The sequence below is a fragment of the Janthinobacterium sp. BHSEK genome (genome assembly GCF_056174685.1).
In genome coordinates this window covers 49716-73141 of record NZ_JBWBYV010000081.1, presented here as the reverse complement: position 1 = coordinate 73141, position 23426 = coordinate 49716, and the positions used below count along the sequence as shown (strand labels likewise).

Below are 23426 nucleotides of genomic sequence, written 5' to 3'. Positions count from 1 at the left end.
TCCCAGGCGCCTGCAGGATGCTCCTGGCGCCATTGACGCTCATCGCGCCCCGAAGTGAGCGCATAGCGTGGGACGCAACGCGGACTATCTCCACCCACACGCCAACAAAACCAACTGAAGTCCTGGCTTTAACCGGCAGCAATGTTGCCAGCATGATGGCAGCCTTCGCCAGATTCGCAATCGCATTGCTGCACCGCGCAATGACTATCAGCACGTTTAGGCGCAAGATGGGCACGTGCCTGCGCAAAGCAGGCTCCCGATGTCTGGCTTGCCTACCTGGGGAAATATCATGTCCGCACACACTTACAAACTGATCGAGCTGGTCGGCACGTCCACCGAAAGCAGCGATCAGGCGATACGCGATGCCATTGCCAAGGCGGCGCTGACGGTCAAGCATATGGACTGGTATGAAGTGACGGAATCGCGCGGGCATATCGTCGACGGCAAGGTGGCGCACTTCCAGGTCACGCTGAAGGTCGGCTTCCGGCTCGAATAGCGGAGGGCGACGCGTTCAGCGCAGCCCAGGCACTCCCCGGCTCTCCAGCCACTCCCGGCCGCCGGCTTCCAGCGCGGCCTCGATCACCTTTTCCGGCAAGCTATATACCGTTGCCCAGCTGGCACGGCCATCCTGCGTGTTGGCGGGAAAGCTGTGCGTCTCGATGGGCCAGTGGTATTTGCGTTTCAGCGCTTTCACGATGGCGGCCAGCGAGACGCGGCCTTGCAGCGGCTCGGCGCCGGACTGGTCGCGGTTCGACAGCAGCACGGCCAGGACCTGACCGCGGCCCGTGCGTGCGCCGGGGAAGGTGGGGGTTTTGTTTGCCATCGCCTATTTTACCGGGCAAGCCACGATATGCCGCACCTTTGATCTGACGCAAGCGCCGCAGCGGCGTTGCGGCCACGATGGGCACTTCGCCAGGCGTGCCGGCGCCCCTCCGGCAGCCTGGGCTTGATACCAGGGGCACAGGAGAACATCATGCACAGCCTGAACATCCACGCCATGCAATGGCAGCCCGTCGCCGATATTTCCGCCGTCGACCCGCTGCTGCCCGACGACCTGGCCTGCTTTCGCGAACTGCGCGACGTGCTGCAGCGCTATGGCGCGCTCGACCGCTTCGGCATTTCCCTGATCCACCGCCATTTCGACATCGCCGACGACGAAGAGCTGATGGAGTACACGGACGCGGCAACCCGCACCTTGACGGTGAAACCTGTCAAGAAAAGCGACATCGACTGGCAGCACACGACGATTACCAACTGGAAATTGACGGAAGGCGAGGAAGTGGCGCGCATCGGCTGCGGCTGCGCGCGCAATTCGGGCGGCCACCTGGGCTATCACCGGGGTACCTGAGGCTGGCCGATGCCGCCCGCCAGGCGGCGTCGGCCTTTCTTACACTTTGCTTCCACCAGCTCAGTCCGTTTTACGCAAGCGTTTGATTTGAAATGCTTTTTTTGTGTGGCACGCAAGCTGCTTATCACTGTCTACGAGATGAATCCAGGAAAGTCATTCTGGATTCTTTATCCCCCGGATTTTCCGAGACTGACTACGATAAGAGGCTGCGATGAACGTCGATCACACACGAAGCAAGACCCTGGGCTGGCTGGGCGCACTGGCGGCGGCAAGCCTGCTGGCCAGCGGTCAGGCGCAGGCCGGCGCGTACGGCCTGGCCGTCAACGAATTGAACAATTTCCGCATCACCACCAGCGCCGGCGCGCTGTCGCTGGCCGGCGCCAACCGCAACGCCAGCGACAGCGCCTTTTTCCAGGGCGGCGTGGCCGTCAATCCGCGCGCCGTCAATACGGGCCCGGCCGCCAATGCCGACGTGCTGCAAGTGTGTTCGGGCGGCGGCTGCAGCGGCTTGCCGCAAAATAACTACGCACCCAGCCCCAGTTCCACGCTGGAATTCGCGCGCGGCGATGCGCATGCCTTCGGCAACATGCTCAACGGCACCGGCTCGACCGTGAGCGCCGTGGCGGAAACACAGCGCAACACGGTGGGCGCCGCCACGGCCACGGCTGGCGACACGCTGACCGGCTCCGTCAACCTGACCCTGTCGAGCGCCGGCTTCATCACCTTCAGCTTCATGGGACGGCGCGACCTGCGCACCAGCGTGACGACCATGGGCGACAAGTCGAACGTGTCGATCATGGATATCTTCAATATCTCGTGCAATACCGCCAGTCCCGTCGGCTGCCTGTCGAATGCGAATGCCGACGGCGTGATCTTCCAGTTCGCGCCCGACGGCGATGCCAACAATGGCAGCGACGTCAACGGCAACCATACGGTCGGCAGCCTGGACCCGTTCAGCCTGAACATGACGGCCGGCACCAACGATCCCGCCACCTCGCGCGCCTTCACGAATGGCTTCGCGATGTTTTCCCTGACGTCGAATTTCGCCCTGCCCGCCGGCAGCTATACCTTGAACTTCTCCAAGTCCACGCGCACCGACATCGTCGTCATCGAACCCTTGCAAGTGCCGGAGCCAGGCACCCTGTTCCTGCTGGGCACGGGACTGGCCGGCCTCGCCTTCACGCGCCGCCGCCAGCCGAAATAAACACTGGCACGCTCAAAAACACGCGGCGCCCGCCAAGGCGCCGCGTGTTTTTTTATGCCAGCCGATGCGTGTTAACCGAGCCGTGCCAGCGCCTGGCGGGCCAGCTGCAATTGCTGCAGATAATAGCGGTGCAGCATGGCGGGGTCGCTCAGGTCGTGTCCCAGTACCAGGCGCAGCTCGCTGGCAGGGCAGTCGGCGGCCTGGATCGGCACCTGGGTCTGCACCTGCGTTCCCAGCTGACGGGCCAGCTGGCGCGCCGCCTGTTCCTGCGCGGGCCGGTATTCGACGCGCGTGCGCGCCACCTGGAAGCTGCCAGCATTGGCCAGGCGCACCACCTGCACGGGCGTGCCGGCCAAGCTGCGCGCCAGCGCGGCGGCCAGGCCGGGCACGCCGTTGCCGTTCACAATTTCCAGGCGCGGATGCGGCGCGCCAGCCACAGGCACAGGCGCGGCGGGCAGCAACGCGCTAGCGGGCAGGCTGCGCACCGCCGCCGGCACGCGCCGTAGCTGGGCCATGCCATCGCTCTGCGTGATCTCCACGCGCGCCATCGCGGGCGCATCCGGTACCGGCGCGGGCGCGGGCGCGGACTGCGGCGCCGCCTCGCCGCGCAAGACGGCCATGTCGCGCCGCACATCGTGTTCCCGCAAGCTGGCCGCCTGGCGCCGCATGACGGCCGCGCGCTCGTGCTGTCCCAGCCGCTCCAGTACCTGCGCCAGGTGCTGCCAGGCCAGCGCATTGAGCGGATCGAGCAGGCATGCCTGTTCCAGCGCAGTCAACGCTTGCGCATCGCGTCCGCTTAAATAATAGGCATGACCGAGATTGCTGAACAGATAGGCCTGCCGCGGCCGCGCCATGCCCGCCTCCTGCGTCAACGCCTGCCACTGGGCGATGGCGGCAGCGTGCTCGCCGCGCTGCGCGTGCAGCACGGCCAGGCCATTGCGCGCGTCCACATGACGCGGCGCATGGCGCAGGGCTTGCTCGTAGGCCGCTTGCGCCGCAGGCAGGTCGCCCCGCTCGAAATGCTGGCGCCCTGCCGCATAGGCGGCATCGGCGTCGGGCCACTGCGGCACCGGTGCATGGGCCAGTTGCGTGGTGCAGGCGGCCAGGCCCAGGCAGGCGCAGGCGGCGGCCAGGCGGGAAATCGTCAAGCGCATGGTGACTCCTTTCAGCGGCTGGCCATGGCCGGCACGAGCACGCGATAGACTTCGATCACGGCCGGCCCCATGAGCACCAGCATCAGGGTGGGAAAGACGCAAAAGATCAGCGGGAACAGCAGTTTCAGGGCGATCTTCGCCGCCGCCTCCTCGGCCAGCAGGCTGCGCTTGCCGCGCAGGTTTTCCGAATGCACGCGCAGCGAGTCGCCCATGCTGGTGCCGAAGCGTTCCGACTGGATCAGCATGGCGACGAGGGTGTCGACGTCTTCCACGCCGCTGCGCAGGGCCAGGTTGCGCAGCGCCTTTTCCTTGGAAAAGCCGGCGCGCATTTCCATCAGCACCAGTTGCAATTCCTGCGCCAGCACCACGCTCTTGATGTGGATTTCGCCCGACACCTTCACCAGCGCGCGCTCCAGGCTCAGGCCCGCTTCCACGCATACGGTCAGCAAGTCGAGCGCGTCGGGGATGTTTTCAAAGATGTCGCGCTGGCGCCGCTTGGCCGTGCTGGCCAGCACCAGGTTGGGCAGGTAATAGCCGACGGTGGCGCTGACGCACAGCAGCAGCAACAGCACGCTGCGCAGCTGCGCCGCCATGGCGCTGGCCGCATACAAACCCAGCACGGTGGGAAACAGCAGGGCCAGCACGGTTTTCGCGGCAAAGTACAGGGCCGGCGCGCTGGCCTGGCGCCAACCCGCGTTCATGAAGCGCGTGCGCAGCGGCGAGCGCTCCCAGCCCTCTTCCGGCAGCGACAGCTTGCTGAACGGCTGCGCCACGCGCACCACGCGCTCCACCCAGCCAGTATCGGCCACCGCCTCGCTGGCGGCCGGCGCCATGGCGCCGAACAGGCGCTGACGCAAGGTGCCGGGAAAGAAGATCAGCCACGCCAGCAGGGCCAGCGCCACCACCACGGCGAAGACGATCAACAAGAACAGCAGTTGTGCACCGCTCATGCCACCTCCAGTTTTATATCCTGATACGTATCACATTGCGCATCCACACCACGCCCAGCGCCACCATGCCAGCCGCGTACCACAGCAGCTTGATGCCGCTGGGATCGGTCCACAGCAGGCGGATGTATTGCGGGTTGACCAGCGCCATGACGCCGATCATCACCACCGGCATCAGCCCCAGCACCCAGGCCGACATGCGCCCCTCGGCCGACAGCACGCGCACCTGGCCCAGCAGTTTTAGGCGGGCGCGGATGATGCGCGCGATGCTGACCAGCACCTCGGCCAGATTGCCGCCCGATTCGCGCTGCACCAGTACGGCGATGACGAGGTAGCGCAAGTCCGTCAGCGGAATGCGCGCGGCCAGGTTTTGCAGCGCCTCGTTCATCGGCACGCCGTAATTGATCTCTTCGTGCGCCATCTTGAATTCGCCGCTGATCGGCTCATTGAGCTCATCGCCCACCATCTGCAGCACATTCGAAAACGAATGCCCGGCGCGCAGCGCGCGGGCCAGGAAATCGGCCGCCTCCGGCAGTTGCGCCTCGATCTTTTTCAGGCGGGCCGCGCGCGCGCGCAGCACCAGCAGGCACGGTGCGCTCACGGCGACGGACAGCAGCAGCAAGGCGCCGGGCAAGGGCATGGACCAGGCAGCCAACAGCAGCAAGGCCGCCAGCAGCAGGGCGCCGCTGCCGCCCAGGAACTGCGCCACCGACCAGGACAAGCCCGATTGCAGCAGCAGCCGGTCCAGCCGCGCCGCCTGCGGCAGGCGCCGCAGCAGGCGCTCCAGGCCAGGCGAACGCGCATAGCGGCGCTGCTTGAGGATGGAGACCCGCTCGCCGCCGCCCTCGCCGCGCGCCGCCATCAGCCGCAAGCGCCGGTTGATGCGCCGCGCCGCGCTGCCGTGCGTGCCCGACCACCACAGCCAGGCGCCTTCCACCATCAGGATGCAGGCGGCGAACAGCAGCACGGCAAAGCCGTAGAAGACCAGGTCCATGATGCGCCCCCCTCTATTCGTAGATGCGGTCGGGATCGAAGACGCTGTCCGGTACCGGCGCGCCGAACATGCGCAGGCGCTCCGTAAAGCGCGGACGCACGCCCGTGGCGCAGAAATGGCCCTGCACCTTGCCGTCGGCATCGACGCCCGTCTGCTCGAAGCGGAAGATTTCATGCATGGCGATGATGTCGCCTTCCATGCCCGTCACCTCCTGCAGGCTGACCAGCTTGCGCCCGCCGTCCGTCAGGCGCGACACTTGCATCACCACCGTCACGGCCGAACAGATCTGCTGGCGCGTGGCGCGCGGCGTCAGGTTCACATTGGCCATGCCGACCATGTTTTCCAGCCGCGCCAGCGCGTCGCGCGCCGTGTTCGAGTGGATGGTCGCCAGCGAGCCCTCATGGCCCGTGTTCATCGCCTGCAGCATGTCGAGCGCCTCGGCGCCGCGCACCTCGCCCAGGATGATGCGGTCGGGCCGCATGCGCAGCGCATTGCGCACCAGCGCCCGCTGCGATACTTCCCCCTTGCCTTCGATATTCGGCGGGCGCGTTTCCAGGCGCACCACGTGCGGCTGGCGCAGCGCCAGTTCGGCCGCATCCTCGATGGTGACGATGCGCTCGCTGCCGGGAATGAAGCCGGACAGCACGTTGAGCAGGGTCGTCTTGCCGCTCCCCGTGCCGCCCGAGATCAGGATGTTGACCTTGGCCTGCCCCAGCGCCTGCAGCACCTGCACCATGGGCGGCGTCAGGCTTTTGTAGTCGAGCAGGTTGGTGATCGTCAAAGGCTGCACGGCAAAGCGCCGGATCGATAAAATCGGGCCGTCGACGGCCAGCGGCGGGATGATGGCGTTGACGCGCGAACCGTCGGGCAGGCGCGCGTCGACCATCGGGCTCGATTCATCGACCCTGCGCCCCACGCGCGAGACGATCTTTTCGATGATCTTCATCAGGTGCGCATTGTCGTGGAAGGTCACGTCCGTCAGCTGCAGCCGCCCGCCCCGCTCCACATACACCTTGTCGCAGGTGTTGACGAGGATATCGGACACGCTGGCGTCGGCCAGCAACGGTTCGAGCGGGCCAAAGCCCAGCATCTCGTGCTGGATGTCGAGCACCAGGCTATGCCGCTCGTGCTGGTTCAGCACGATGCGCTCTTCCTCGATCACGCGCTGCACCAGCAGCGCCAGCTCGTGCTTGAACTGCTCCGCCGTCAGGCGCTTCAGCCGTTCCAGGTCGATACGGTCGAGTATCGTCTGGTGCATGGTTTTCTTCAGTTCCTGGTAGGCGTGCAGCGCCAGCGCGCCTTGTCCATGCGTGGCGGGGCGCACCGTCTCATTTGCCGCCAGGCGTTCGCGTAAAGTCATCTCGGCTCCCATGATGGCCCCCGGCGGGAGCCTTGACATTTGTCCCTGTCCTAAGCCTCGCTGCGACTGAACAGGCGGTCGAACAGGCCGCGGCTTTCCGTCACGCGGCGCGCCGTCACCAGTTCCACCAGTTCGGCCAGGCTGCGCGCCACGGCGCTGGTGCGCGACAGCTGCAGCAGCGGGATACCCTGGTTGACGGAATCGGTGGCGGCAAAGTAATCGTTGGGCACCGTGTGCACCACTTCCGCGCCCAGCGCCTGCTCCAGGTCCGCCAGGCGCAGGCGCCCGCCCTTTTCATAGCGGTTGACGATCAGGCGCAGGCGCTCGCCCGGATAGCCGAGCGAGCGGAAAATATCGAGCAGGCGGCGTCCGTCGCGGATGTCGGGCAAGGCCAGCTGCAGCACCGGATAGATGGTGTCGGCGTTGTCGAGCGCGCGCAGCGACAGCGCATCGATCTGGCGTCCCACGTCGAGCACGATGTAGTCGTAATGCTGGCGCGCCACGGCCAGGATGCGGTCCATGTGCTCGGGCTGCATGTCGACCTTGTGCGCCGGGTCGTCGGCCGCCGCCAGCACGCCGAAGTTCGGCGTCACGTGCACCAGGCACGAGGCGAGGAAGGCGCCGTCCATGCGCGCGATCTGCGCGCAGATGTCGGACAAGGTCATGGCCGGCTTCTGGTCCGAGACATATAAAGTGGCGTCGCCGAACTGGCCGTGCAGGTCGATCAGCAGCACCTTGCAGCCGGCCAGGCTGGCCAGCGCGTAGGAAAAATTCGTCGATAGAAAGGTGGCGCCGCTGCCGCCCTTGCACGAGATGAAGGCGAGTACCTTACCGTCGCGCATCTGCGTCACGCCGGCCTGGATATCGACCCGGTCCATCGCCTCGTGAAAGGCCTTGTGCACCAGCGGCAGCTGCAGCACTTCGCGCATGCCGGCGCGCATGGCGCGGATGAGCACATCCTGCTGCTGGCCCCGCGTCAGCAGCATCAGCACGGCCAGCGGATACTGGCGCGCCAGGCGCTCGAGCAGGTCGGCCTCGTCGGCATCGATGCCGCTGGCGTCGACGATCACCAGTTCCGGCGCTTCCGGCAGCATGCGCTCGACGGCGTCGCGCAAGCCGGTGCGCCGTTCCAGCAAACGCAGCACGGGCATGCGGGCGGCCCCCTGCGCGGCAATCTCATCGTGCAGGCTGGCGTCGCGGCTAATCATCAAGGCTTTCATCGCACTTCCTCGCTTCTTTCAGGTCTACACAGTAGGCTGCGCCGCCAGGTGGCGCTCAGGGACAAAAACCGGGATTGTCCGGATAACCCAGCGACTCGGCCACGGCCATGGTGGCGCCGCTGGGCAGGCGCACGGCGTTTGCGCCGGAGGGAAACATCGCGCCCAGCAGCGGCAGGATGGGCCGGTACGGCACGCTCTCGCAGCGCGCGCCGTCACCGGGCACGCACAGGCGCGCGCGCACGAAACGGATGCAGCTGGCGCCGTTCGGGTCGTCCAGGCAATTGATGCGGTTGCGCTGCGGGCAACCGGGCATCACCGTCACCGGCACGGCCGCCAGCACGGCGCCGCCGGCCTGCGACAGATAATCGATGCGCACATACGCGTCGCTGATACCGCCGCCCAGCGGCAGCACGCCCGGCGCGGCGCGCAGCACAGCGTGCGTGCGCAGGGCCTGCAGCGCACTCGCATTGCTGAAATCGGCGACGGCGGCGCCGCGCGCGGCGCGCCGGGTGATTTCATGCACCATATTCCATAAATACACGGCGCGCGCCACTTCCAGCAGGGCAAACAGGAACAGAAAGAACAGCAGCGCCAGCATGGCGAACTCGACAGCGAAGACGCCGCCCTGGCGCTGCCGCTGGGGGCGCAGGTTAATTAACATAGCGCAATGTCGCGTTGGCACGCAGCGGGATCGGCGCCAGCTGCGGCAGCCACTTGCGCGTCAGCTCGGGCAGGATATCGACGGGCATGTCCACGGCCACCTTGATGCGCACCTGCAGCGGTGCCATCGGGTAGTTGCCGCAGCTATAAAAGTCATCGTTATAGATGCAATCCACATTGACCTTCCCGGTGCTCATGCCTGGCCACGATTCCAGCATCGCCTGGCGCACCATCTGCCGGGCAAACACGGCGCCCTGCTCCGCCGCATCGGCATTGGCCATCTGCGGCAACGGCAGGGTCGCCAGGTAGCGCGCCGCATCGTGCGCGCTTTTTTGCAGGGCCGTGTACGCCAGCATCGCGCGGCCGAACAGCAGCACGAAGGGCAACAAACCCATAAAGAACAGCATGATCAGCGCCAGCTCGATGGCGGCGACGCCGTCCTGGCGGCGCGGCGCGCGGCAGGCCGGCCTCATTGCAGCAACTCCGCAGGGCCCACCAGCGTGCCCTCGGCCACCAGGCCGTCAAATTCGGCGCTCAGCATGCCATTGCTGGCCGGCGCCGTCATGAAGAAGCGGCCGATGCCCCGCACCTGCGCCAGCACGTCGCTGCCGGCCGGCAGCGGACAGGCCAGCAGGGGAATATGCAGCAGGCGCCGCTGCGCCACGCCCGTGTTGCCGGTCGGCGCCGTCTGATAAGCCAACGTCTGGTAAGGCGGCGTGGACGGATAGCCGGACTTGGCGGCCGGCGCGGCCGGGCTAGCCGGATACAGCTTGGGCCAGTCGCTGGTGGCGAACGGCACGTAGCCGCCGGCCGGCTTGACGCTGCTGTACCTGACCGCCTTGGCAAACGACCACAGCGGTCCATAACTGCCGACCGCGGGCGGCGTCGCGTTCGATTCCGGATCGGCCACGGACAGCAGCGGATTCCCGGTGCTCAGGGCGCTGGGCGCGTCGGGCGTGTTCGTCATCCACCAGTTCGCGGCCGTGTTCGGATAGGCGCGGATATTCGTGTCGGGCGGCGCCGTGAGGGCATGGCAGCCGCTGCCCGCATGCTGGTTGAAGCGCGCGTTGAAGGCCGGCCACAACGTGGCGGGAAACGGCCGGTGCACGTGCACCTGGGCGCTGCCGATGCGCGGGTACAGCACCGTGCCGCTGCATACAAACGGCAACACGCTGGACTCGCCGACCTGCTGCGACGGTCCCACCACGCCCGGCTGGCCCACCGGATTGAGCACGAAGTGTTCGGCCGCCGGGCCGTTCGGATTGAGTTTCAACAGGTTATACGCCACGCCGCGGCGAAAGCCATATTCCAGCAGCTCGACGGCCGGCAGCAGTGCCGCGTTCGTGCGCGGACTGGCCGCGCTGGCCGACAGCGCGCAGACGGCCAGCGGCGTCAGGTACAAGCTGCTCCGCCCCGCCACGGCGCGCGCGCCCGTGTCCAGGGTGCGCAGCGCGGGCGACCAGGCACCGAGGAACGCCGTCGCCACCCGCCCCAGCGACGGTGCATTGGCCTGCGTATCGACACGCACGAACAGCGCCGTGGCGGCGTCGGGCACGGCGCCCGCCGCATGCCACTCGCTGGCGGGCGCATCGGGCGCGCTGGCGAAGCGGATGCTGGCGTCCGACAGGATGGCGCCCTCCATGCGGCGCCGGTACGCGCTCTTGTCGGCCGCACTGTGCTTGGCTTTGTCCACGGCAGCGAGCAGGCCTTCGGGCGTGCCCACCAATTCCGCGGCCGCCGCCAGCGCCGCGTTGTCGGCCAGGTTCTGCAATTCCGTCTTGCGGCCGATGACTTGCCCCACGTCGAGCGCCAGGCCGATAAAGCCCAGCACCACGATGAGCAGGATGGAAAAGGCGATCAGCATCGCCCCGCGCTGGCGCCGGCGTCTACTTGCCATTGCCGCCTCCCAGCATGAATTGCACGGGCTGCGGCGCCTGGCCGTTCGGTTCGGCGAACGAGGCGCGGTAGCGCTGCATGACGGCGTGCGCGCTGGGGCCGTCGAGCCCGTCCGCCGGCGTGCGATTGCCCGCGCTGGCCGGATCGCGCACCTGCCGCGCCATGGCCAGGCGCACGGCGTCGCCGAAGCGCGGGTCCAGCTGCGGCGTGCTGCTGTGCGCGCAGGCGGCCAGCTGCATGGCCAGCAGCAGCGCGGCCAGGCGCCGCAGCGGTATCAGGAGCGAGTTCGGCATGGCGTGTCTCCCCGTCTCATTTCAACTCGAAGCCGTTGGCCACGCGCGGTGGCGGCACGGACGGCGGCGCCGGCGGCAAGGCGCCTTCCATCTTGCCGCGCAACATCAAGTCCGCGCGCGAGGGCGGTGCCAGCTGCGCCGTCGGCAGCACGGCGTCGGCCGGCAAGGGCTTCACCAGGTGCGCGGTAATGACGAACAGCAATTCCGTGCGGTCGTTCTGGAAATCCGTGCTGCGAAACAGCGCGCCGAGAACCGGCAGCTCGCTGAGCCACGGCACGCCCGTGATATTGCTCACCTGGTTATTCTTGATCAAGCCGCCGATGGCGTAGCTCTGGCCGTCGTACAGCTGCACCGTGGTCGCGGCGCGCCGCGTGGTGATGACGGGCAGAATCGAGCGTCCGCTGACGCCGGCGGCGGAAATGCCCACGCCCTCGCGCGACAGTTCCGACACTTCCGGCGCCACCTTCAGGTTGATGCGCCCGCCCGACAGCACGGTGGGCGTGAAACGCAGGCCGACGCCGTATTCGCGCTCTTCCAGCGTGATCTTGTTGTTGTCCTGGCCGACGGGAATGAAGATCTTGCCGCCCGCCAGAAAACTGCCCTCCTGCCCGCTGATCGCCATCACCGTCGGCTCGGCCAGGATGCGCACCAGGCCATCCTGCTTCTGCGCCTCGATGGTCAGCTGCTGGCCGTTCGACTTGCGCACGTCGAGCAAGCCATTCGCCGTGCCGCTCAAGAAATTCGACAGCAAGGTGGTGGCCCAGCTGCCGGACGCGAAGCGCAAGGTGGCGCCCACTTCCAGCCGTTCCAGCAGCGACTTCGACACTTCGGCAATTTGCACGGCCAGCATCACTTGCTGCGGCGCGCTGACGTCGAGCATATTGATGACGCGGCTGTTGGCGCTGGCCGCGCCGCCGGCCGGCGCCGTGGCCGCCACCGGCAAGGCGGCGCCGTCGGCGGGCTTGGGCAGCGCCAGCGGGTGCGTAGCACGGCGCACATACGCGTGCGCCAGCTCGACGGCGCGCAGCACGGCGCCCGCATCCTGCACCGTGCCCGACAGCACCAGGGTGTCGGCCACGGCTGTCACGCGGATGGCTTTTTCTTCCGGCATCAGGGCCGCCAGGGTCGTCTGCAGGCCGGCCGGGTCCATGCTGACGCTGACGTTGACCACGCTGCACGCGCCGCTTCTGCCCTGGATGATCATATTCGTGCTGCCCACGTCGACGCCCACCACATACAAGGTGTCGGGCGCCACCAGCATGGCTTGCAGCATGGCCGGATTGCCGACGCTGCGGGCCAGCACGGCCTCGGGCAGGCGCAGCATGCTCGACTTGCCCACTTGCAGCTGCAGGTGGCCGGGGGTAGCCGCTTCGCCGCCGCAGCGGGGGCCAGGATCGGCCGCCGCGCCGGCAAGCGGCAACAGCAGGCAGCACAGAGTCAGCAGGGCGCGGTTCATGAGCGTGTCCATGGTTGGCTAAAAACATTCGCGCGACTGGCGCGTTCCGTCGATGACGCCGCTGCACTGGCGCGGCGCTTCCACTGCCGCCTTCACCACGTGCACCGGACGCGGCGCCACGGGCACGGCGGCGGGTACGGCGGCGGGCGCGGGCTCGGCTTCGTGCGGTCCGCCCAGCAGGGTCAGCTTGGTGGCGCCCGCCGTCACGCCCGGCTGCGGGTCGACCTGGTTGCGCAGCACCAGCGACAGGCTGCCCACGCTGCGCGCCAGGTCCAGGTTTTCCGCCTGTTCCGGCGTCACTTCCAGGGTCACGGCATTGACCACGCGCGGCTTGGTCTCGTCGCGCCCCACTTCCTGCGCCACGGCCAGCACGAGGATGCGTTCGAGGACGATCTTGGAAATATTGCGGCTTTGCGGAAACGCGCGGTCGCCCGCATCCTGCTGGGTACTCACGATGATGTCGACATAATTGCCCGGCAAGGCGAAGCCGGCCACGCCGATCACGTCGTTGACGCGCACGGTGATGGCGCGCCGTCCTTCCGTGATCAGGGCCGACAGGCCGCCCAACGTCCCGGCGGGCGCCAGCTTGGCTTCGCTCAGCGGCTCGCCGCGCAGCACGCTCGTTTTCAGCACCCGTCCCGCCAGTTTCGCCGGGTCTTGCAGCGCCCCTTGCGGCAGGCTTTCCGCCGGCCATTCGGCCAGGCGCAGCATCTCGGGCGTCAGGCGCTGGCCCAGGTTGACATCGCTGGCGGCGACGACGATCTTGCCCTTGCCGGCCGGCGTCTGACGCAGCAGCCAGTGCGAGGCCAGCAGCACGGCCAGCAGCCCCAGCACCACGGCCAGGCCCATCATCAGGAGGGCGCGCCGGTTTTTCATGCGATACGCTCGCACAGGCTGGCGGCCGGCATGTCGCAGCTGGCAAACAGGCTGCTCCAGGCCTGTTCCAGGGCGCCCACCGTCAGGCGCGCTTCGCAGCCGGCAAAGCCCGCGAAGTCGCCTATGCGCGCCAGCAATTCCTGCGGATAGCTGGCCAGCAGGGGCCGTCCCTGCGCGCCATGCAGCTGCAGCAGGTGGTTCAGGGCCGGCTCGTCGATGGCCATGCCGGCCAGGCGGCATTGCTGGCGGAACAGGGCGCGATAGGCGTTCTCGGCCAGCGGCCCCACCTGCACCTTGTAGCCGATGCGGCGCAGCAAGGCGGCGTCAAACAGCTCGCCCGGCGGCACATTCGTGGCCAGCACGAGGGCGTTGTCGAAGGGCACGCTGATCTGCACGCCGCCGGGCAGGCCCAGCTGGTCGCTGCCCCGTGCCAGCGGCTGCATCAGCCGCGTCAGCAATTCTTGCGCGCCCAGGCGCTGGCGGCCCAGGTCGTCGATGATCAGCATGCCGTTGTTGGCCCGCACATGGGGCGGCGCCTGGTAGCAGCCGCCGCTGGCGTCAAGCCGCAGCTCCAGCATGCCGGCGTCGAGCTCGGCGCCCACGTGGATCACGGGACGCTGGCACAGCACCCAGCGGATATCCGTGCTGCGCCGTTCCAGCGCCTGGCGCGCATGGCTGACGTGCTGCGGCGCGGGCGGCAGGTGCTGCGCCGGATCGTACAACTGGATGATGTCCTGGCCGACGACGATGGCGTAGGGCACGGCGACCAGCCCGTGCAGCAATTGCCCCAGTTGCAGCGCCAAGGTCGACTTGCCGCTGCCGGGCGGACCGTACAGCAGCAGCGAACGCCCCGAATGCAGGGCCGCGCCGACCACGTCGAGCATGCCCGGCCCCGCGTGGGCGCCGCCGAGCACGGCGGCCAGGTCGTCGCTGCCCACGCGCTGTTCCTGCGCCAGCCACGACTGGCGCGCCACCATGGCGCGATACGCTTCCAGGGTGACGGGGGCGGCGCCGATATACGCGCAGCGCTCCAGAAAAGCGCTGGCGCGCTGCTTGCCGGCGCCCGTCAGCTGGTACTGCACGTCGATATCGGATTCGCCGCGCCAGGCCACTTCGGCCATCTGCTCCGTCACCATGAAATCGAGCACTTCGCGCAAGACATTGATCGACAGGCGCAAGCGCGTCGTCAGCGCGGACAGGTGTGTCTTGCCGCCCACAAACATCAGCTTGGCGATCAGTTCGACGACCAGCGGCCGCTCCAGTCCCGTTTCACGCAAGCTCTTCGGCTGCGGCGGCAAGGGCGGCATCAGGTTCGCGTCGGCGGGACGCGGCGCACTGTCGGTACTCATGGAATAATCGACCTCGGTCATGCTGCGTCTCCATGCCAGTTAAGACTGCATTGAACAGAATTCATTCTAGCGAGCGGGGACTGGCGCCCATTGATCAATAGCAATGAATACCAATCAGAAATAATGCCGCCCTTGCACCACCAGGCAGCCCAGGGCAATGGCCAGTCCGTACGGCATGTTGCCCACGCTGGCATGGCTGCCCAATGCGGTCGGCGCCAGGGGAATGCCGGCCATGCGCGCGATCATCGGCCACAGCAGCTGGCGCAGATTGCCGAGGCAGGCGCGCCACTTGCCCTGGTACGTGATCATCAGCACGGCCATCAGGCCGCCCAGGACAAAGGTGGCGAAACAGATCTGCAGCACGGGCCAGGGACCGGCAAAGGCGCCCGCCATGGCGATCAGCTTGACGTCGCCGGCGGCCATGCCGCGCAGCACGTATAAGGGTAAAAACAGGAAAAAGCCCGTCGCCATGCCGCCCAGCCACAACGGCAGCACGCTTTGCGGCCACAGCCACAGGTGCAAGGCCAGCGCGGCGAGGATGCCGGACAACACCACACCATTGGGAATCTTGCGACGGATCAAATCACTGACGGCAGCGGCCGTCACAAAGCACAGCAACAGCAGGTCGCACAAGGCAGTTGCAGGCATGGCATACCTCCCGAAGAAAAACCCGCTGCCGGCCGGCCAGCAGCGGGCACCCGCTTAGGGCGTCAACACCAGGTTCGACGAAATGTCGGTGAGGACGGCCAGCAAGTTAGTCTTGATCAGCAAGAAACCGGCCGTGATGGCGGTGGCCATCAAGGCCGCGATCAGGCCGTATTCGATTGCCGTAATGCCATCCTCATCCTTGACAAACTGCTGTACTGCCGACAGGAAGGTATGCATGACAAGCTCCCAAAAGTGAATCACAAGTCCCTGGCGCAATCGGGTGTGAAACATTGCCCATTCCTGCTAATATGTTTCCTGCCGTAAATTTCTGCGCCATTGCATTGACTATAAAGCGTCCACGTTTTGGCAAATTGACGCGCCACAAGTTTCCATATGGAAATTATCAAACCCTGTTGAAATGACGGCTGGCGCAAGCAACTGTTGCGATCCGGATTGAAAGCCTTCGTCAAGGCAAGTTTTTTACAATGTGCTGCATGAATATCATGTATTTACATGAAATATTGCATACGTTAATTGCCTATTAGGCAAAAAGACATTATCCTGCTTAGCTCTTCTTTGGAAAGGCCTCTCGCCCGGCGGTAAAGAGCGTCATGCCACCAAATAAATCTTGGCTTCTTGTAGACGGACGCGAACATGCTCTTGCTTGATGCAATGCTGGTATGACGACACTTGTGTGACTACTTTCCAGAGAACGACAATGGATTCCCTACTGAAACACATGGTGGACATGACCGGGCACCGCGACCACACGATGCTCGACATTTCCGTGATCTCGGCGGTCCAGGAACTCGCTGCCGCGTCGCAGACCCGTGTGCTGGCCCTGACCACCGTGCGTGGCCAGGTGTTCGTGCGGTCGCGGGCCATCATCGTGGCGGGCAGCGTGGCCCGCATGGAAGAGCATACCGACCCTACCCTGCCCGGCGAACCGCTGTCGGACTACCCGGCGCTGGCCGCCTGCATCAAGCGCCATGAAGCGAGCGCCGACACCCTGTGTGCCGACGGCCGCCACCTGCTGTGGCTGCCCATCTGGATCGGCGACCAGGTCACGACCTGCCTGGAAATCACCAACCCCACGCCGTACACGGGCGCCACGATCCAGGTGATCGGCGGCATCGTCAGCGTGTACCGCAATTTCCAGAACCTGCTCGACTACAGCGAGCGCGATTCGCTCACCGGCCTGTTGAACCGCAAGACCTTCGACGACCAGCTGGCGAAAATCCTGCATAGCCGCGGCGAACCGGAAGCGGACAAGCCGCGTCCCGTCGATGAAGAACGGCGCCACCATACGGACACGGAACGGCAATGGCTGGCCGTGATCGACGTCGATCATTTTAAATTGGTCAACGATAAGTTCGGCCACCTGTATGGCGATGAAGTGCTGATCCTGATCGCCAACCAGCTGCAATCGTCGTTCCGCTCGCAAGACCGCATCTTCCGCTTCGGCGGCGAGGAATTCGTCGTGCTGCTGCGCTCGATCACCCTGGAAAATGCGCAGAAAATCATCGACCGCTTCCGCACCAATGTCGAAGCGCACGACTTCCCGCAAGTGGGCAAAGTCACCGTCAGCGTGGGCTTCGTCAGCATCAACGCCTACGAGGCGCCCGTCATCATCCTCGGCCGCGCCGACCAGGCCTTGTATTACGCGAAAAGCCATGGCCGCAACCTGGCTTGCCATTACGACGAGCTGGTAGCGAAAGGTTTATTAACGACCATCGCCTCGAACGATACGGCGGAATTCTTCTAGGCATCCGCCAGCGAGATAAAACGCATGGGATCGACCTGCCACTTGGCCGCCGACTCATGGCCGACGATCTTGTCGGCGCCGCCAAAGCCGAAGCCGCGCGACAGGTCGACCGTCTCGGGCTTGATGTAGGTCTTGCTCTTCGTACTGAAAAACACATTCACTTTCGGCGCCAGCAGATTGCTTTCGTGTGCCTCGACGACGACGGCCAGGCGGCCCGATTCCAGCATCACCATGGTGCCGACCGGGTAGATGCCCACGCAGCGCATGAAATCCTGTGCGAACACGGGGTTGAAATGGAATTTGCTCCATTCATAAATCTTGCGCAGGGCTTCGGCGGCGGGAATACCCTTGTGATAGCTGCGGTCCGACGTCAGCGCGTCGTAGACGTCGACGATGGCGGCCATCTGCGCCAGCTCGCTGATGGCGTCGCCGGCCAGTTGGTCCGGGTAGCCACTGCCGTCGCGCCGCTCGTGGTGGTGCAAGGCGATGTCGAGCGGAATGGCGCCCACCTCGGGCGACTGCAGCAGAATCTCGTAGCCATCGCGCGGATGGCGCTTGATCAGGGCAAATTCCTCGGACGTGAGGGGGCCCGGCTTGTTCAGCACGCTGTCGGGCACCAGGGCCTTGCCCGTGTCGTGCAGCAAGCCGCCCAGGCCCGCCTGGTGCGTGGTGGCCGCATCGATGCCGCGCGAGCGGCAAAACGCCACCAGCAGCGCGCACACGCTGACGGAATGCAGGAAGGTGTAGTCATCCTTGGTCTTGATGCGCAACAAGCCGACGAGGGCGCCGGGATTGCGCAGGATCGATTCGGTAATATCCTGCACCGTATGCTGCACGCGGTCGAGCTCGACCGCCTTGCCCAGGCGCACGTCGGCCATCACCGTGCGCACCAGGCTCGCGGCCTGCCGCCGCACCTGGGTGGCGCGCGCCAGCTCCATGCCCAGCGACACGCGCGTGACCACTTGCGGCGCCGCGGCGATCTGCACCAGTTCGCGCTCGGTGGCGGCCTGCGCCTGCGCCACCGTGGGCGCGTCCTGCACGTCGAGGCCCTTGCCGCTGTCGATCACCACGTCGTGGATGCCGGCCTGCATGATCTTGCGGATTTCATCGTCGCTGCGCAACAGGAAACGGTTGCGCACGAACGGATGCGTCATCCAGTCGCAGCTGAGGTCATGAATGTACATGCCCACTTTTAATTGAGACGAATCAACTTTCTTGAGCATGCGGTCATCCCACAAATACGCGGCTGGAGCACCGAAGGCGCTAGAATGAGTATAACAAAATTGTTATTCTGCTGGCCGCGTTCGGCGCTGCGGCGCAACACCCAGTTTTTTCCGCTCAACGCACCCTCAACGCACCGCTATTGGGACCCATGGAACTGCGCCAATTACGCTACTTTGTTGCCATCGTCGATCACGGTTCGCTGTCGCGCGCGGCCCTGATCCTGCACGTGGCGCAACCGGCCCTGACGCAGCAGCTGCGCCAGCTGGAAGAGGAACTGGGCGTGCAGCTGCTGCACCGCTCGGCCCAGGGCGTGCTCAGCACGGACGCGGGCAAGGTGTTCTACGAACATGCGCAGGCGATCCTGAAACAGGTGGCCGACGCCCGCTCGGCCGTCACGCAAAGCGCCACGCGGCCGTCCGGCAATGTGACCCTGGGCTTGCCGCACAGCATCTCCGGCGCCCTGGCCCTGCCCCTGCTGCTGGCCGCGCGCGAACGCTATCCCGAGATCACCCTGCAGCTGACGGAAGAAATCACGGGCAACCTCAATGAACAGCTCAAATCGGGCCGCATCAACCTGGCCGTGCTGTTCGACGATGGCCAGCTCACGCCGTTTTCCTGCTGCCCCCTGGTGGAGGAAGAGATGCGTTTCATCTGCCGCAGCGATTCGCCCTTCGCGCCCGCCGGACAGGCGCTGTCGTTCCCGCAGGCATTGAGCGCCACCCTGATCCTGCCGGGCCTGCAGCATGGCGTGCGCCCGCGCATCGACAGCCGCGCCCGCGAACTGGGCCTGGAGACGGCGAACGTGATCGAGATCAACTCGATCGCCATCCTGAAATCGGCCATCCTGGCCGGCATGGGCGCCACCATCCTGCCCGCCGCGCCCCTGCTGGCCGAACTCGACAGCGGCGCCATGCGCAGCTACGCCATCCACAGCCCCGTGCTGTCGCGCACGGTGGCCCTGTGCGCGTCGAAGAACATTCCCCTCACCAATGCGGGCAACGCCGTGAAAAACCTGGTGCTGCAAGTGGCCGCCGAGCTGTGCGGCAGCGGGCGCTGGGTGGGGGCGCACGTGCTCTCGCCTATGACATAAGTATTTCTTATACCCCCATCGCCAAAGCGTATTTGCCCCCTCTCCTGACTCGTTCTACACTGACCACATTAACTATTTTAAATTTAAAATAGTTATGTGCCGCCCACACGCGGCCGTCCCGTCTGCACAGCGCGCGCCTTACCGGGCGCGCCCCCTGTACAGCCGCTATCTGAAACACCCTTTTGGAGACAGCCATGTCCGTGACCACGGAAAACGGCTCCGCAGCGTTCGCTAGAAACGCCGGTGCCGCGCCATCTACACCCCCCGACACTTCCCGTTTGACCACCGTCAGCCTCGACGACAAATACACGGCCACATCCGGCGCAATCTTCCTGTCCGGCATCCAGGCCCTCGTGCGCCTGCCCATGATGCAGCGCCTGCGCGACCAGGCCGCGGGCCTCAACACGGCTGGTTTCATTTCCGGCTACCGCGGCTCGCCCCTGGGCGGCCTCGATGAAAACCTGTGGAAAGCCAAGAAGCAGCTGGAAGCGCACCATGTGCAGTTCGTGCCCGGCGTCAACGAAGACTTGGCCGCCACGGCCGTCTGGGGTTCGCAGCAGGTGGACTTGATCGGCCCGGCCAAATACGACGGCGTGTTCGCCATGTGGTACGGCAAGGGTCCGGGCGTGGACCGCTGCGGCGATGTCTTCAAGCACATGAACCATGCGGGCACATCCAAACTGGGCGGCGTGCTGCTGGTGGCCGGCGACGACCATGGCGCATACTCATCGACCCTGCCGCACCAGTCCGACCATTTGTTCTCCGCCTCGATGATCCCCGTCCTGTATCCGTGCAATGTGCAGGAATACCTGGACCTGGGCATCCACGGCTGGGCCATGTCGCGCTTTTCCGGCTGCACGGTAGCCTTCAAGGCCCTGGCCGACACGGTCGAATCGTCGGCTTCCATCGATGCCGACCCGTTCCGCGTGGAAGTGAAGATTCCGCAAGACTTCGTCATGCCCGAAGGCGGCCTGAACGCGCGCCTGTCGAGCATCCCGCTGGGCCAGCAGGCGCGCAACCAGGAAGCGCTGATGCAGGATTACAAGATCTATGCGGCCCTGGCCTATGCGCGCGAAAACAAGCTCAACCACACCACCATCGACAGCCCGAACGCCAAGCTGGGCATCATCGCCTCCGGCAAATCGTATCTGGACGTGCTGGAAGCGCTGGAAGAGCTGGGCATCGACGAGCAGATGGCGGCCGACGTGGGCATGCGCCTGTTCAAGGTGGCCATGCCATGGCCGCTGGAACCGGACAGCGTACGCGAATTCGCGCAAGGTCTCGATGAAATTCTCGTGGTAGAAGAGAAACGTCAGATCGTCGAATACCAGCTCAAGGAGCAGTTGTACAACTGGCGCGACGACGTGCGTCCGCGCGTGATCGGCAAGTTCGATGAAAAAGGCGAATGGGTGGCGCCGCGCGGCGAATGGCTGCTCACCTCGAAGGCGGATTTTTCCGTCTCGCAAGTGGCCAGGGTCATCGCCAGCCGCATCGCGCGCCTGATTTCCGATCCCGTCACCTGCGACCTGATCAAGGCGCGACTGAGTTTCCTCGACGCCAAGGATGCGGTCCTGAAAAAGGCCGTGAACACGCCGTTCCGCCCCGCGTTCTACTGCTCCGGCTGCCCGCACAATACGTCGACCAAGGTGCCGGACGGCAGCCTGGCGCTGGCCGGCATCGGCTGCCACGTGATGGCGACCTCGATCTATCCGGAAATGAACAAGCTGACCACGCACATGGGCGGCGAAGGCGCGCCGTGGATCGGCCAAGCCGCGTTTTCCGAACTGCCGCACGTGTTCCAGAATCTGGGCGACGGCACCTACTTTCATTCCGGCTACCTGGCCATCCGCGCCGCACAGGCGGCCAAGGTGAATATTACCTACAAGATTCTCTACAACGACGCCGTCGCCATGACGGGTGGCCAGCCCGTGGACGGCTTGATTACCGTACCGATGATGGCGCAGCAGGTGGCGGCCGAAGGCATCGCCCGCATCGCGCTGGTCACGGAAGATTTATCACGCTACAGCGACCGCAGCAACCTGCCCGCCCACCTGACCTTGCACGACCGCAAGGACATGGATGCCGTGCAGCGCGAATTGCGCGAAGTACCGGGCGTGTCCGTGCTGATCTACGACCAGACCTGTGCCGCCGAGAAACGCCGGCGCCGCAAGAAAGGCGAGTATCCCGATTTGCCGAAGCGCATGGTCATCAACGACGCCGTCTGCGAAGGCTGCGGCGACTGCGGCGTGCAGTCGAACTGCGTGTCGATCTTGCCGAAAGAGACGGAATTTGGCCGCAAGCGCACCATCGACCAATCCTCATGCAACAAGGATTACTCGTGCGCCAAGGGTTTCTGCCCCAGCTTCGTCACCGTCGAGGGCGGCAGCCTGAAGAAGACCAAGACAGGCGCGGGCAAGCCGGGCGAGACGGACGACTTCGGCCCGCTGCCGGAACCGGTACTGCCCGCCTGCGACGCGCCGTACAACATCCTCATCAACGGCATCGGCGGCACGGGCGTCATCACCGTCGGCGCGCTGATGGGCATGGCCGCCCACCTGGAAGGCAAGGGCGCCTCCGTGCTGGACATGACGGGCATGTCGCAAAAGAATGGTTCCGTCACCTCGCACGTGAAAATCGCCAAGTCCCCGGCGCACATCCGCGCCCAGCGCATCGCCACGGGCGAAGCGGACCTGATTCTGGGCTGCGACATGCTGACGGCCGGCGCGCAGGATGCCGTGTCGAAAATGCGCCCGGGTAGAAGCCTGGCCGTCGTCAACCTGCACGAGCAGCCGCCGGGCACGTTTGCGCAAAATGCGGACTGGCAATATCCAACGGCGGAAGTACGCCAGCTGATCGAAGAATCCGTGGGCGGCGCGGACGCGGCCGACTTCATCGACGCGACGAAGCTGGCCACCGCACTGATGGGCGATTCGATTGCCGCCAACCTGTTCATGCTCGGCTACGCCTGGCAAAAGGGCCGCATCCCGTTGACGCAAGCGGCCCTGCTGCGTGCCATCGAACTCAATGGCGTGGGCATCGAGTCGAACAAGAAGAGCTTTTTGTGGGGCCGCCGCGCCGCCGTCGACGTGCGCAAGGTGACCCAGATCGCCACGCCGTCGCAGGCGATCATCGTGCAAATGCCGCAAAGCCTCGATAGCGTCATCAAAAAGCGCGTGGAATTCCTCACCGCGTATCAAAACGCCGCGTATGCGGATGGCTACTTGACCCTGGTCAAACAGGTACGCGACCGCGAAAATACCCTGGGACTGGGCCAGAAGCTGTCGACGGCCGTCGCCAAGAGCTATTTCAAGTTGCTGGCCTACAAGGATGAATACGAAGTGGCGCGCCTGTACACGGATGGCCGTTTCGTGGAGCAATTGCAGCAGCAGTTCGAGGGCAACTTCTCCGTGAAATTCAACCTGGCGCCACCGCTGTTCGCCAAGAAAGATGCGAAGGGGCACCTGGTGAAAGCGGAGTTCGGTTCCTGGATGTGGCGCGCCTTCAAGCTGCTGGCCAAAGCAAAAGGCTTGCGCGGCGGCACCTTCGACGTCTTCGGTTATACGGCCGAGCGCAAGATGGAACGGGCCCTGATCGTCGAATACCGCGAACTGCTGGCAGGACTGCTGGTCAACCTGACGGCGGACAACCTCGGTACCTGCGTGGAACTGGCATCCTTGCCCGAGAAAATCCGCGGCTTCGGCCACGTCAAGGAAGCGGCCGTCGCCACTTACCGCAAGGACAAGGCGAGGTTGCTGGGTTTGTTGGCTGATGGAACGCAACACGTGGCCTAAGACTCTAAGCTACAGCGCTTGATTAGCGATGCGCTATGCCGGCAGCAGTACACACTGCCGGCATAGCGCATTTTTATTCAAGGCTGCACATTTTTATCACACCAGAAAAACGACAGACGCAAAATAACCATAAAAATCAGCCACTTACAAT

The 23426-nt window shown here is 65.3% G+C and carries 22 protein-coding genes; 6 read left to right on the top strand and 16 right to left on the bottom strand.

The annotated features are described in order from the left end of the window. Positions 1-289 precede the first annotated feature (289 nt). Positions 290-496: a dodecin gene (locus tag AC0V2Y_RS24285; RefSeq protein WP_034753599.1), complete on the top strand. Its 207-nt coding sequence runs from the start codon at positions 290-292 to the stop codon at positions 494-496. Between the two features lie 15 nt (positions 497-511). Here the strand turns inward: AC0V2Y_RS24285 and AC0V2Y_RS24280 are convergent, their stop codons facing one another. Next, on the bottom strand, positions 512-823 hold the full coding sequence (locus tag AC0V2Y_RS24280) for a hypothetical protein (protein WP_475417033.1): 312 nt from the start codon (positions 821-823) through the stop codon (positions 512-514). A gap of 150 nt (positions 824-973) precedes the next feature. Here AC0V2Y_RS24280 and AC0V2Y_RS24275 point away from each other — a divergent pair, with 150 nt between their 5' ends. Together AC0V2Y_RS24275 and AC0V2Y_RS24270 are read left to right on the top strand one after the other, a co-directional pair. Beyond that, the gene (locus AC0V2Y_RS24275) at positions 974-1348 is read left to right on the top strand and encodes a hypothetical protein (protein ID WP_475417034.1); all 375 of its coding nucleotides are present in this window, start codon (positions 974-976) and stop codon (positions 1346-1348) included. Between the two features lie 211 nt (positions 1349-1559). Next, a complete protein-coding gene (locus AC0V2Y_RS24270) occupies positions 1560-2552 on the top strand; it encodes an EDSAP-1 family PEP-CTERM protein (RefSeq protein ID WP_475417035.1) in 993 nt (330 codons plus the stop codon). A 71-nt stretch (positions 2553-2623) separates the two neighbouring features. Here AC0V2Y_RS24270 and AC0V2Y_RS24265 read toward each other — a convergent pair whose 3' ends face one another. The 14 genes from AC0V2Y_RS24265 to AC0V2Y_RS24200 form a co-directional block, all read right to left on the bottom strand. Continuing rightward, positions 2624-3706 carry a LytR C-terminal domain-containing protein gene (locus AC0V2Y_RS24265; RefSeq protein WP_475417036.1) on the bottom strand — a complete coding sequence of 361 codons (1083 nt, stop codon included), beginning with the start codon at positions 3704-3706 and terminating at the stop codon, positions 2624-2626. An 11-nt stretch (positions 3707-3717) separates the two neighbouring features. After that, entirely contained in the window at positions 3718-4656 is a 939-nt protein-coding gene (locus AC0V2Y_RS24260) for a type II secretion system F family protein (RefSeq protein WP_475417037.1), read from the bottom strand. A 13-nt stretch (positions 4657-4669) separates the two neighbouring features. Next, entirely contained in the window at positions 4670-5647 is a 978-nt protein-coding gene (locus AC0V2Y_RS24255) for a type II secretion system F family protein (RefSeq protein ID WP_475417038.1), read from the bottom strand. Positions 5648-5660: 13 nt separating this feature from the next. After that, positions 5661-7007 carry a CpaF family protein gene (locus AC0V2Y_RS24250; RefSeq protein ID WP_475417039.1) on the bottom strand — a complete coding sequence of 449 codons (1347 nt, stop codon included), beginning with the start codon at positions 7005-7007 and terminating at the stop codon, positions 5661-5663. A gap of 50 nt (positions 7008-7057) precedes the next feature. Then, on the bottom strand, positions 7058-8227 hold the full coding sequence (locus AC0V2Y_RS24245; protein ID WP_475417040.1) for a CpaE/TadZ family protein: 1170 nt from the start codon (positions 8225-8227) through the stop codon (positions 7058-7060). Positions 8228-8282: 55 nt separating this feature from the next. Continuing rightward, positions 8283-8888, bottom strand: coding sequence for a TadE/TadG family type IV pilus assembly protein (locus AC0V2Y_RS24240; protein ID WP_475417041.1), 606 nt, complete (start codon positions 8886-8888; stop codon positions 8283-8285). Further along, positions 8878-9360 (bottom strand): TadE/TadG family type IV pilus assembly protein, encoded by a 483-nt coding sequence (locus AC0V2Y_RS24235; RefSeq protein ID WP_475417042.1) that lies wholly within the window; start codon positions 9358-9360, stop codon positions 8878-8880. The genes AC0V2Y_RS24240 and AC0V2Y_RS24235 overlap by 11 nt, the downstream gene beginning before the upstream one ends. After that, positions 9357-10784 (bottom strand): pilus assembly protein TadG-related protein, encoded by a 1428-nt coding sequence (locus tag AC0V2Y_RS24230; protein WP_475417043.1) that lies wholly within the window; start codon positions 10782-10784, stop codon positions 9357-9359. The genes AC0V2Y_RS24235 and AC0V2Y_RS24230 overlap by 4 nt, the downstream gene beginning before the upstream one ends. Further along, positions 10774-11076 carry a hypothetical protein gene (locus tag AC0V2Y_RS24225; protein ID WP_475417044.1) on the bottom strand — a complete coding sequence of 101 codons (303 nt, stop codon included), beginning with the start codon at positions 11074-11076 and terminating at the stop codon, positions 10774-10776. Before AC0V2Y_RS24225 ends, AC0V2Y_RS24230 begins: the two co-directional genes overlap by 11 nt. Positions 11077-11092: 16 nt before the next feature. Next, positions 11093-12532, bottom strand: a complete 1440-nt coding sequence (locus tag AC0V2Y_RS24220) for a type II and III secretion system protein family protein (RefSeq protein WP_475417045.1) — start codon at positions 12530-12532, stop codon at positions 11093-11095. Positions 12533-12550: 18 nt separating this feature from the next. Further along, positions 12551-13408: a Flp pilus assembly protein CpaB gene (gene cpaB, locus AC0V2Y_RS24215; RefSeq protein ID WP_475417046.1), complete on the bottom strand. Its 858-nt coding sequence runs from the start codon at positions 13406-13408 to the stop codon at positions 12551-12553. Further along, the gene (locus AC0V2Y_RS24210; RefSeq protein WP_475417047.1) at positions 13405-14778 is read right to left on the bottom strand and encodes an ATP-binding protein; all 1374 of its coding nucleotides are present in this window, start codon (positions 14776-14778) and stop codon (positions 13405-13407) included. The genes cpaB and AC0V2Y_RS24210 overlap by 4 nt, the downstream gene beginning before the upstream one ends. A 93-nt stretch (positions 14779-14871) precedes the next feature. Beyond that, positions 14872-15405: an A24 family peptidase gene (locus AC0V2Y_RS24205; RefSeq protein WP_475417048.1), complete on the bottom strand. Its 534-nt coding sequence runs from the start codon at positions 15403-15405 to the stop codon at positions 14872-14874. Positions 15406-15459: 54 nt separating this feature from the next. After that, positions 15460-15642 carry a Flp family type IVb pilin gene (locus AC0V2Y_RS24200; protein ID WP_034752975.1) on the bottom strand — a complete coding sequence of 61 codons (183 nt, stop codon included), beginning with the start codon at positions 15640-15642 and terminating at the stop codon, positions 15460-15462. A 481-nt stretch (positions 15643-16123) separates the two neighbouring features. Here AC0V2Y_RS24200 and AC0V2Y_RS24195 point away from each other — a divergent pair, with 481 nt between their 5' ends. Beyond that, a complete protein-coding gene (locus AC0V2Y_RS24195; RefSeq protein ID WP_070219064.1) occupies positions 16124-17170 on the top strand; it encodes a GGDEF domain-containing protein in 1047 nt (348 codons plus the stop codon). On the opposite strand, the gene AC0V2Y_RS24190 is transcribed toward AC0V2Y_RS24195, so the two are convergent. Next, positions 17167-18393 (bottom strand): HD-GYP domain-containing protein, encoded by a 1227-nt coding sequence (locus AC0V2Y_RS24190; protein ID WP_475417049.1) that lies wholly within the window; start codon positions 18391-18393, stop codon positions 17167-17169. The genes AC0V2Y_RS24195 and AC0V2Y_RS24190 overlap by 4 nt on opposite strands. A 149-nt stretch (positions 18394-18542) precedes the next feature. Here AC0V2Y_RS24190 and AC0V2Y_RS24185 point away from each other — a divergent pair, with 149 nt between their 5' ends. After that, positions 18543-19484, top strand: coding sequence for a LysR substrate-binding domain-containing protein (locus AC0V2Y_RS24185; protein WP_475417050.1), 942 nt, complete (start codon positions 18543-18545; stop codon positions 19482-19484). A gap of 194 nt (positions 19485-19678) precedes the next feature. Beyond that, entirely contained in the window at positions 19679-23275 is a 3597-nt protein-coding gene (locus AC0V2Y_RS24180) for an indolepyruvate ferredoxin oxidoreductase family protein (RefSeq protein WP_475417051.1), read from the top strand. Positions 23276-23426: the final 151 nt, after the last annotated feature.

What these genes read in the sequence shown, in the direction of transcription:
- AC0V2Y_RS24195 (WP_070219064.1), top strand. Translation starts at nt 16,124, where the DNA reads ATGGATTCCCTACTGAAACACATGGTGGACATGACCGGGCACCGCGAC.
- AC0V2Y_RS24255 (WP_475417038.1), bottom strand. Translation starts at nt 5,647, where the DNA reads ATGGACCTGGTCTTCTACGGCTTTGCCGTGCTGCTGTTCGCCGCCTGC.
- AC0V2Y_RS24245 (WP_475417040.1), bottom strand. Translation starts at nt 8,227, where the DNA reads ATGAAAGCCTTGATGATTAGCCGCGACGCCAGCCTGCACGATGAGATT.
- AC0V2Y_RS24250 (WP_475417039.1), bottom strand. Translation starts at nt 7,007, where the DNA reads ATGACTTTACGCGAACGCCTGGCGGCAAATGAGACGGTGCGCCCCGCC.
- AC0V2Y_RS24205 (WP_475417048.1), bottom strand. Translation starts at nt 15,405, where the DNA reads ATGCCTGCAACTGCCTTGTGCGACCTGCTGTTGCTGTGCTTTGTGACG.
- AC0V2Y_RS24230 (WP_475417043.1), bottom strand. Translation starts at nt 10,784, where the DNA reads ATGGCAAGTAGACGCCGGCGCCAGCGCGGGGCGATGCTGATCGCCTTT.
- AC0V2Y_RS24220 (WP_475417045.1), bottom strand. Translation starts at nt 12,532, where the DNA reads ATGAACCGCGCCCTGCTGACTCTGTGCTGCCTGCTGTTGCCGCTTGCC.
- cpaB (WP_475417046.1), bottom strand. Translation starts at nt 13,408, where the DNA reads ATGAAAAACCGGCGCGCCCTCCTGATGATGGGCCTGGCCGTGGTGCTG.
- AC0V2Y_RS24210 (WP_475417047.1), bottom strand. Translation starts at nt 14,778, where the DNA reads ATGACCGAGGTCGATTATTCCATGAGTACCGACAGTGCGCCGCGTCCC.
- AC0V2Y_RS24280 (WP_475417033.1), bottom strand. Translation starts at nt 823, where the DNA reads ATGGCAAACAAAACCCCCACCTTCCCCGGCGCACGCACGGGCCGCGGT.
- AC0V2Y_RS24265 (WP_475417036.1), bottom strand. Translation starts at nt 3,706, where the DNA reads ATGCGCTTGACGATTTCCCGCCTGGCCGCCGCCTGCGCCTGCCTGGGC.
- AC0V2Y_RS24225 (WP_475417044.1), bottom strand. Translation starts at nt 11,076, where the DNA reads ATGCCGAACTCGCTCCTGATACCGCTGCGGCGCCTGGCCGCGCTGCTG.
- AC0V2Y_RS24200 (WP_034752975.1), bottom strand. Translation starts at nt 15,642, where the DNA reads ATGCATACCTTCCTGTCGGCAGTACAGCAGTTTGTCAAGGATGAGGAT.
- AC0V2Y_RS24275 (WP_475417034.1), top strand. Translation starts at nt 974, where the DNA reads ATGCACAGCCTGAACATCCACGCCATGCAATGGCAGCCCGTCGCCGAT.
- AC0V2Y_RS24190 (WP_475417049.1), bottom strand. Translation starts at nt 18,393, where the DNA reads ATGCTCAAGAAAGTTGATTCGTCTCAATTAAAAGTGGGCATGTACATT.
- AC0V2Y_RS24260 (WP_475417037.1), bottom strand. Translation starts at nt 4,656, where the DNA reads ATGAGCGGTGCACAACTGCTGTTCTTGTTGATCGTCTTCGCCGTGGTG.
- AC0V2Y_RS24185 (WP_475417050.1), top strand. Translation starts at nt 18,543, where the DNA reads ATGGAACTGCGCCAATTACGCTACTTTGTTGCCATCGTCGATCACGGT.
- AC0V2Y_RS24240 (WP_475417041.1), bottom strand. Translation starts at nt 8,888, where the DNA reads ATGTTAATTAACCTGCGCCCCCAGCGGCAGCGCCAGGGCGGCGTCTTC.
- AC0V2Y_RS24270 (WP_475417035.1), top strand. Translation starts at nt 1,560, where the DNA reads ATGAACGTCGATCACACACGAAGCAAGACCCTGGGCTGGCTGGGCGCA.
- AC0V2Y_RS24235 (WP_475417042.1), bottom strand. Translation starts at nt 9,360, where the DNA reads ATGAGGCCGGCCTGCCGCGCGCCGCGCCGCCAGGACGGCGTCGCCGCC.
- AC0V2Y_RS24285 (WP_034753599.1), top strand. Translation starts at nt 290, where the DNA reads ATGTCCGCACACACTTACAAACTGATCGAGCTGGTCGGCACGTCCACC.
- AC0V2Y_RS24180 (WP_475417051.1), top strand. Translation starts at nt 19,679, where the DNA reads ATGTCCGTGACCACGGAAAACGGCTCCGCAGCGTTCGCTAGAAACGCC.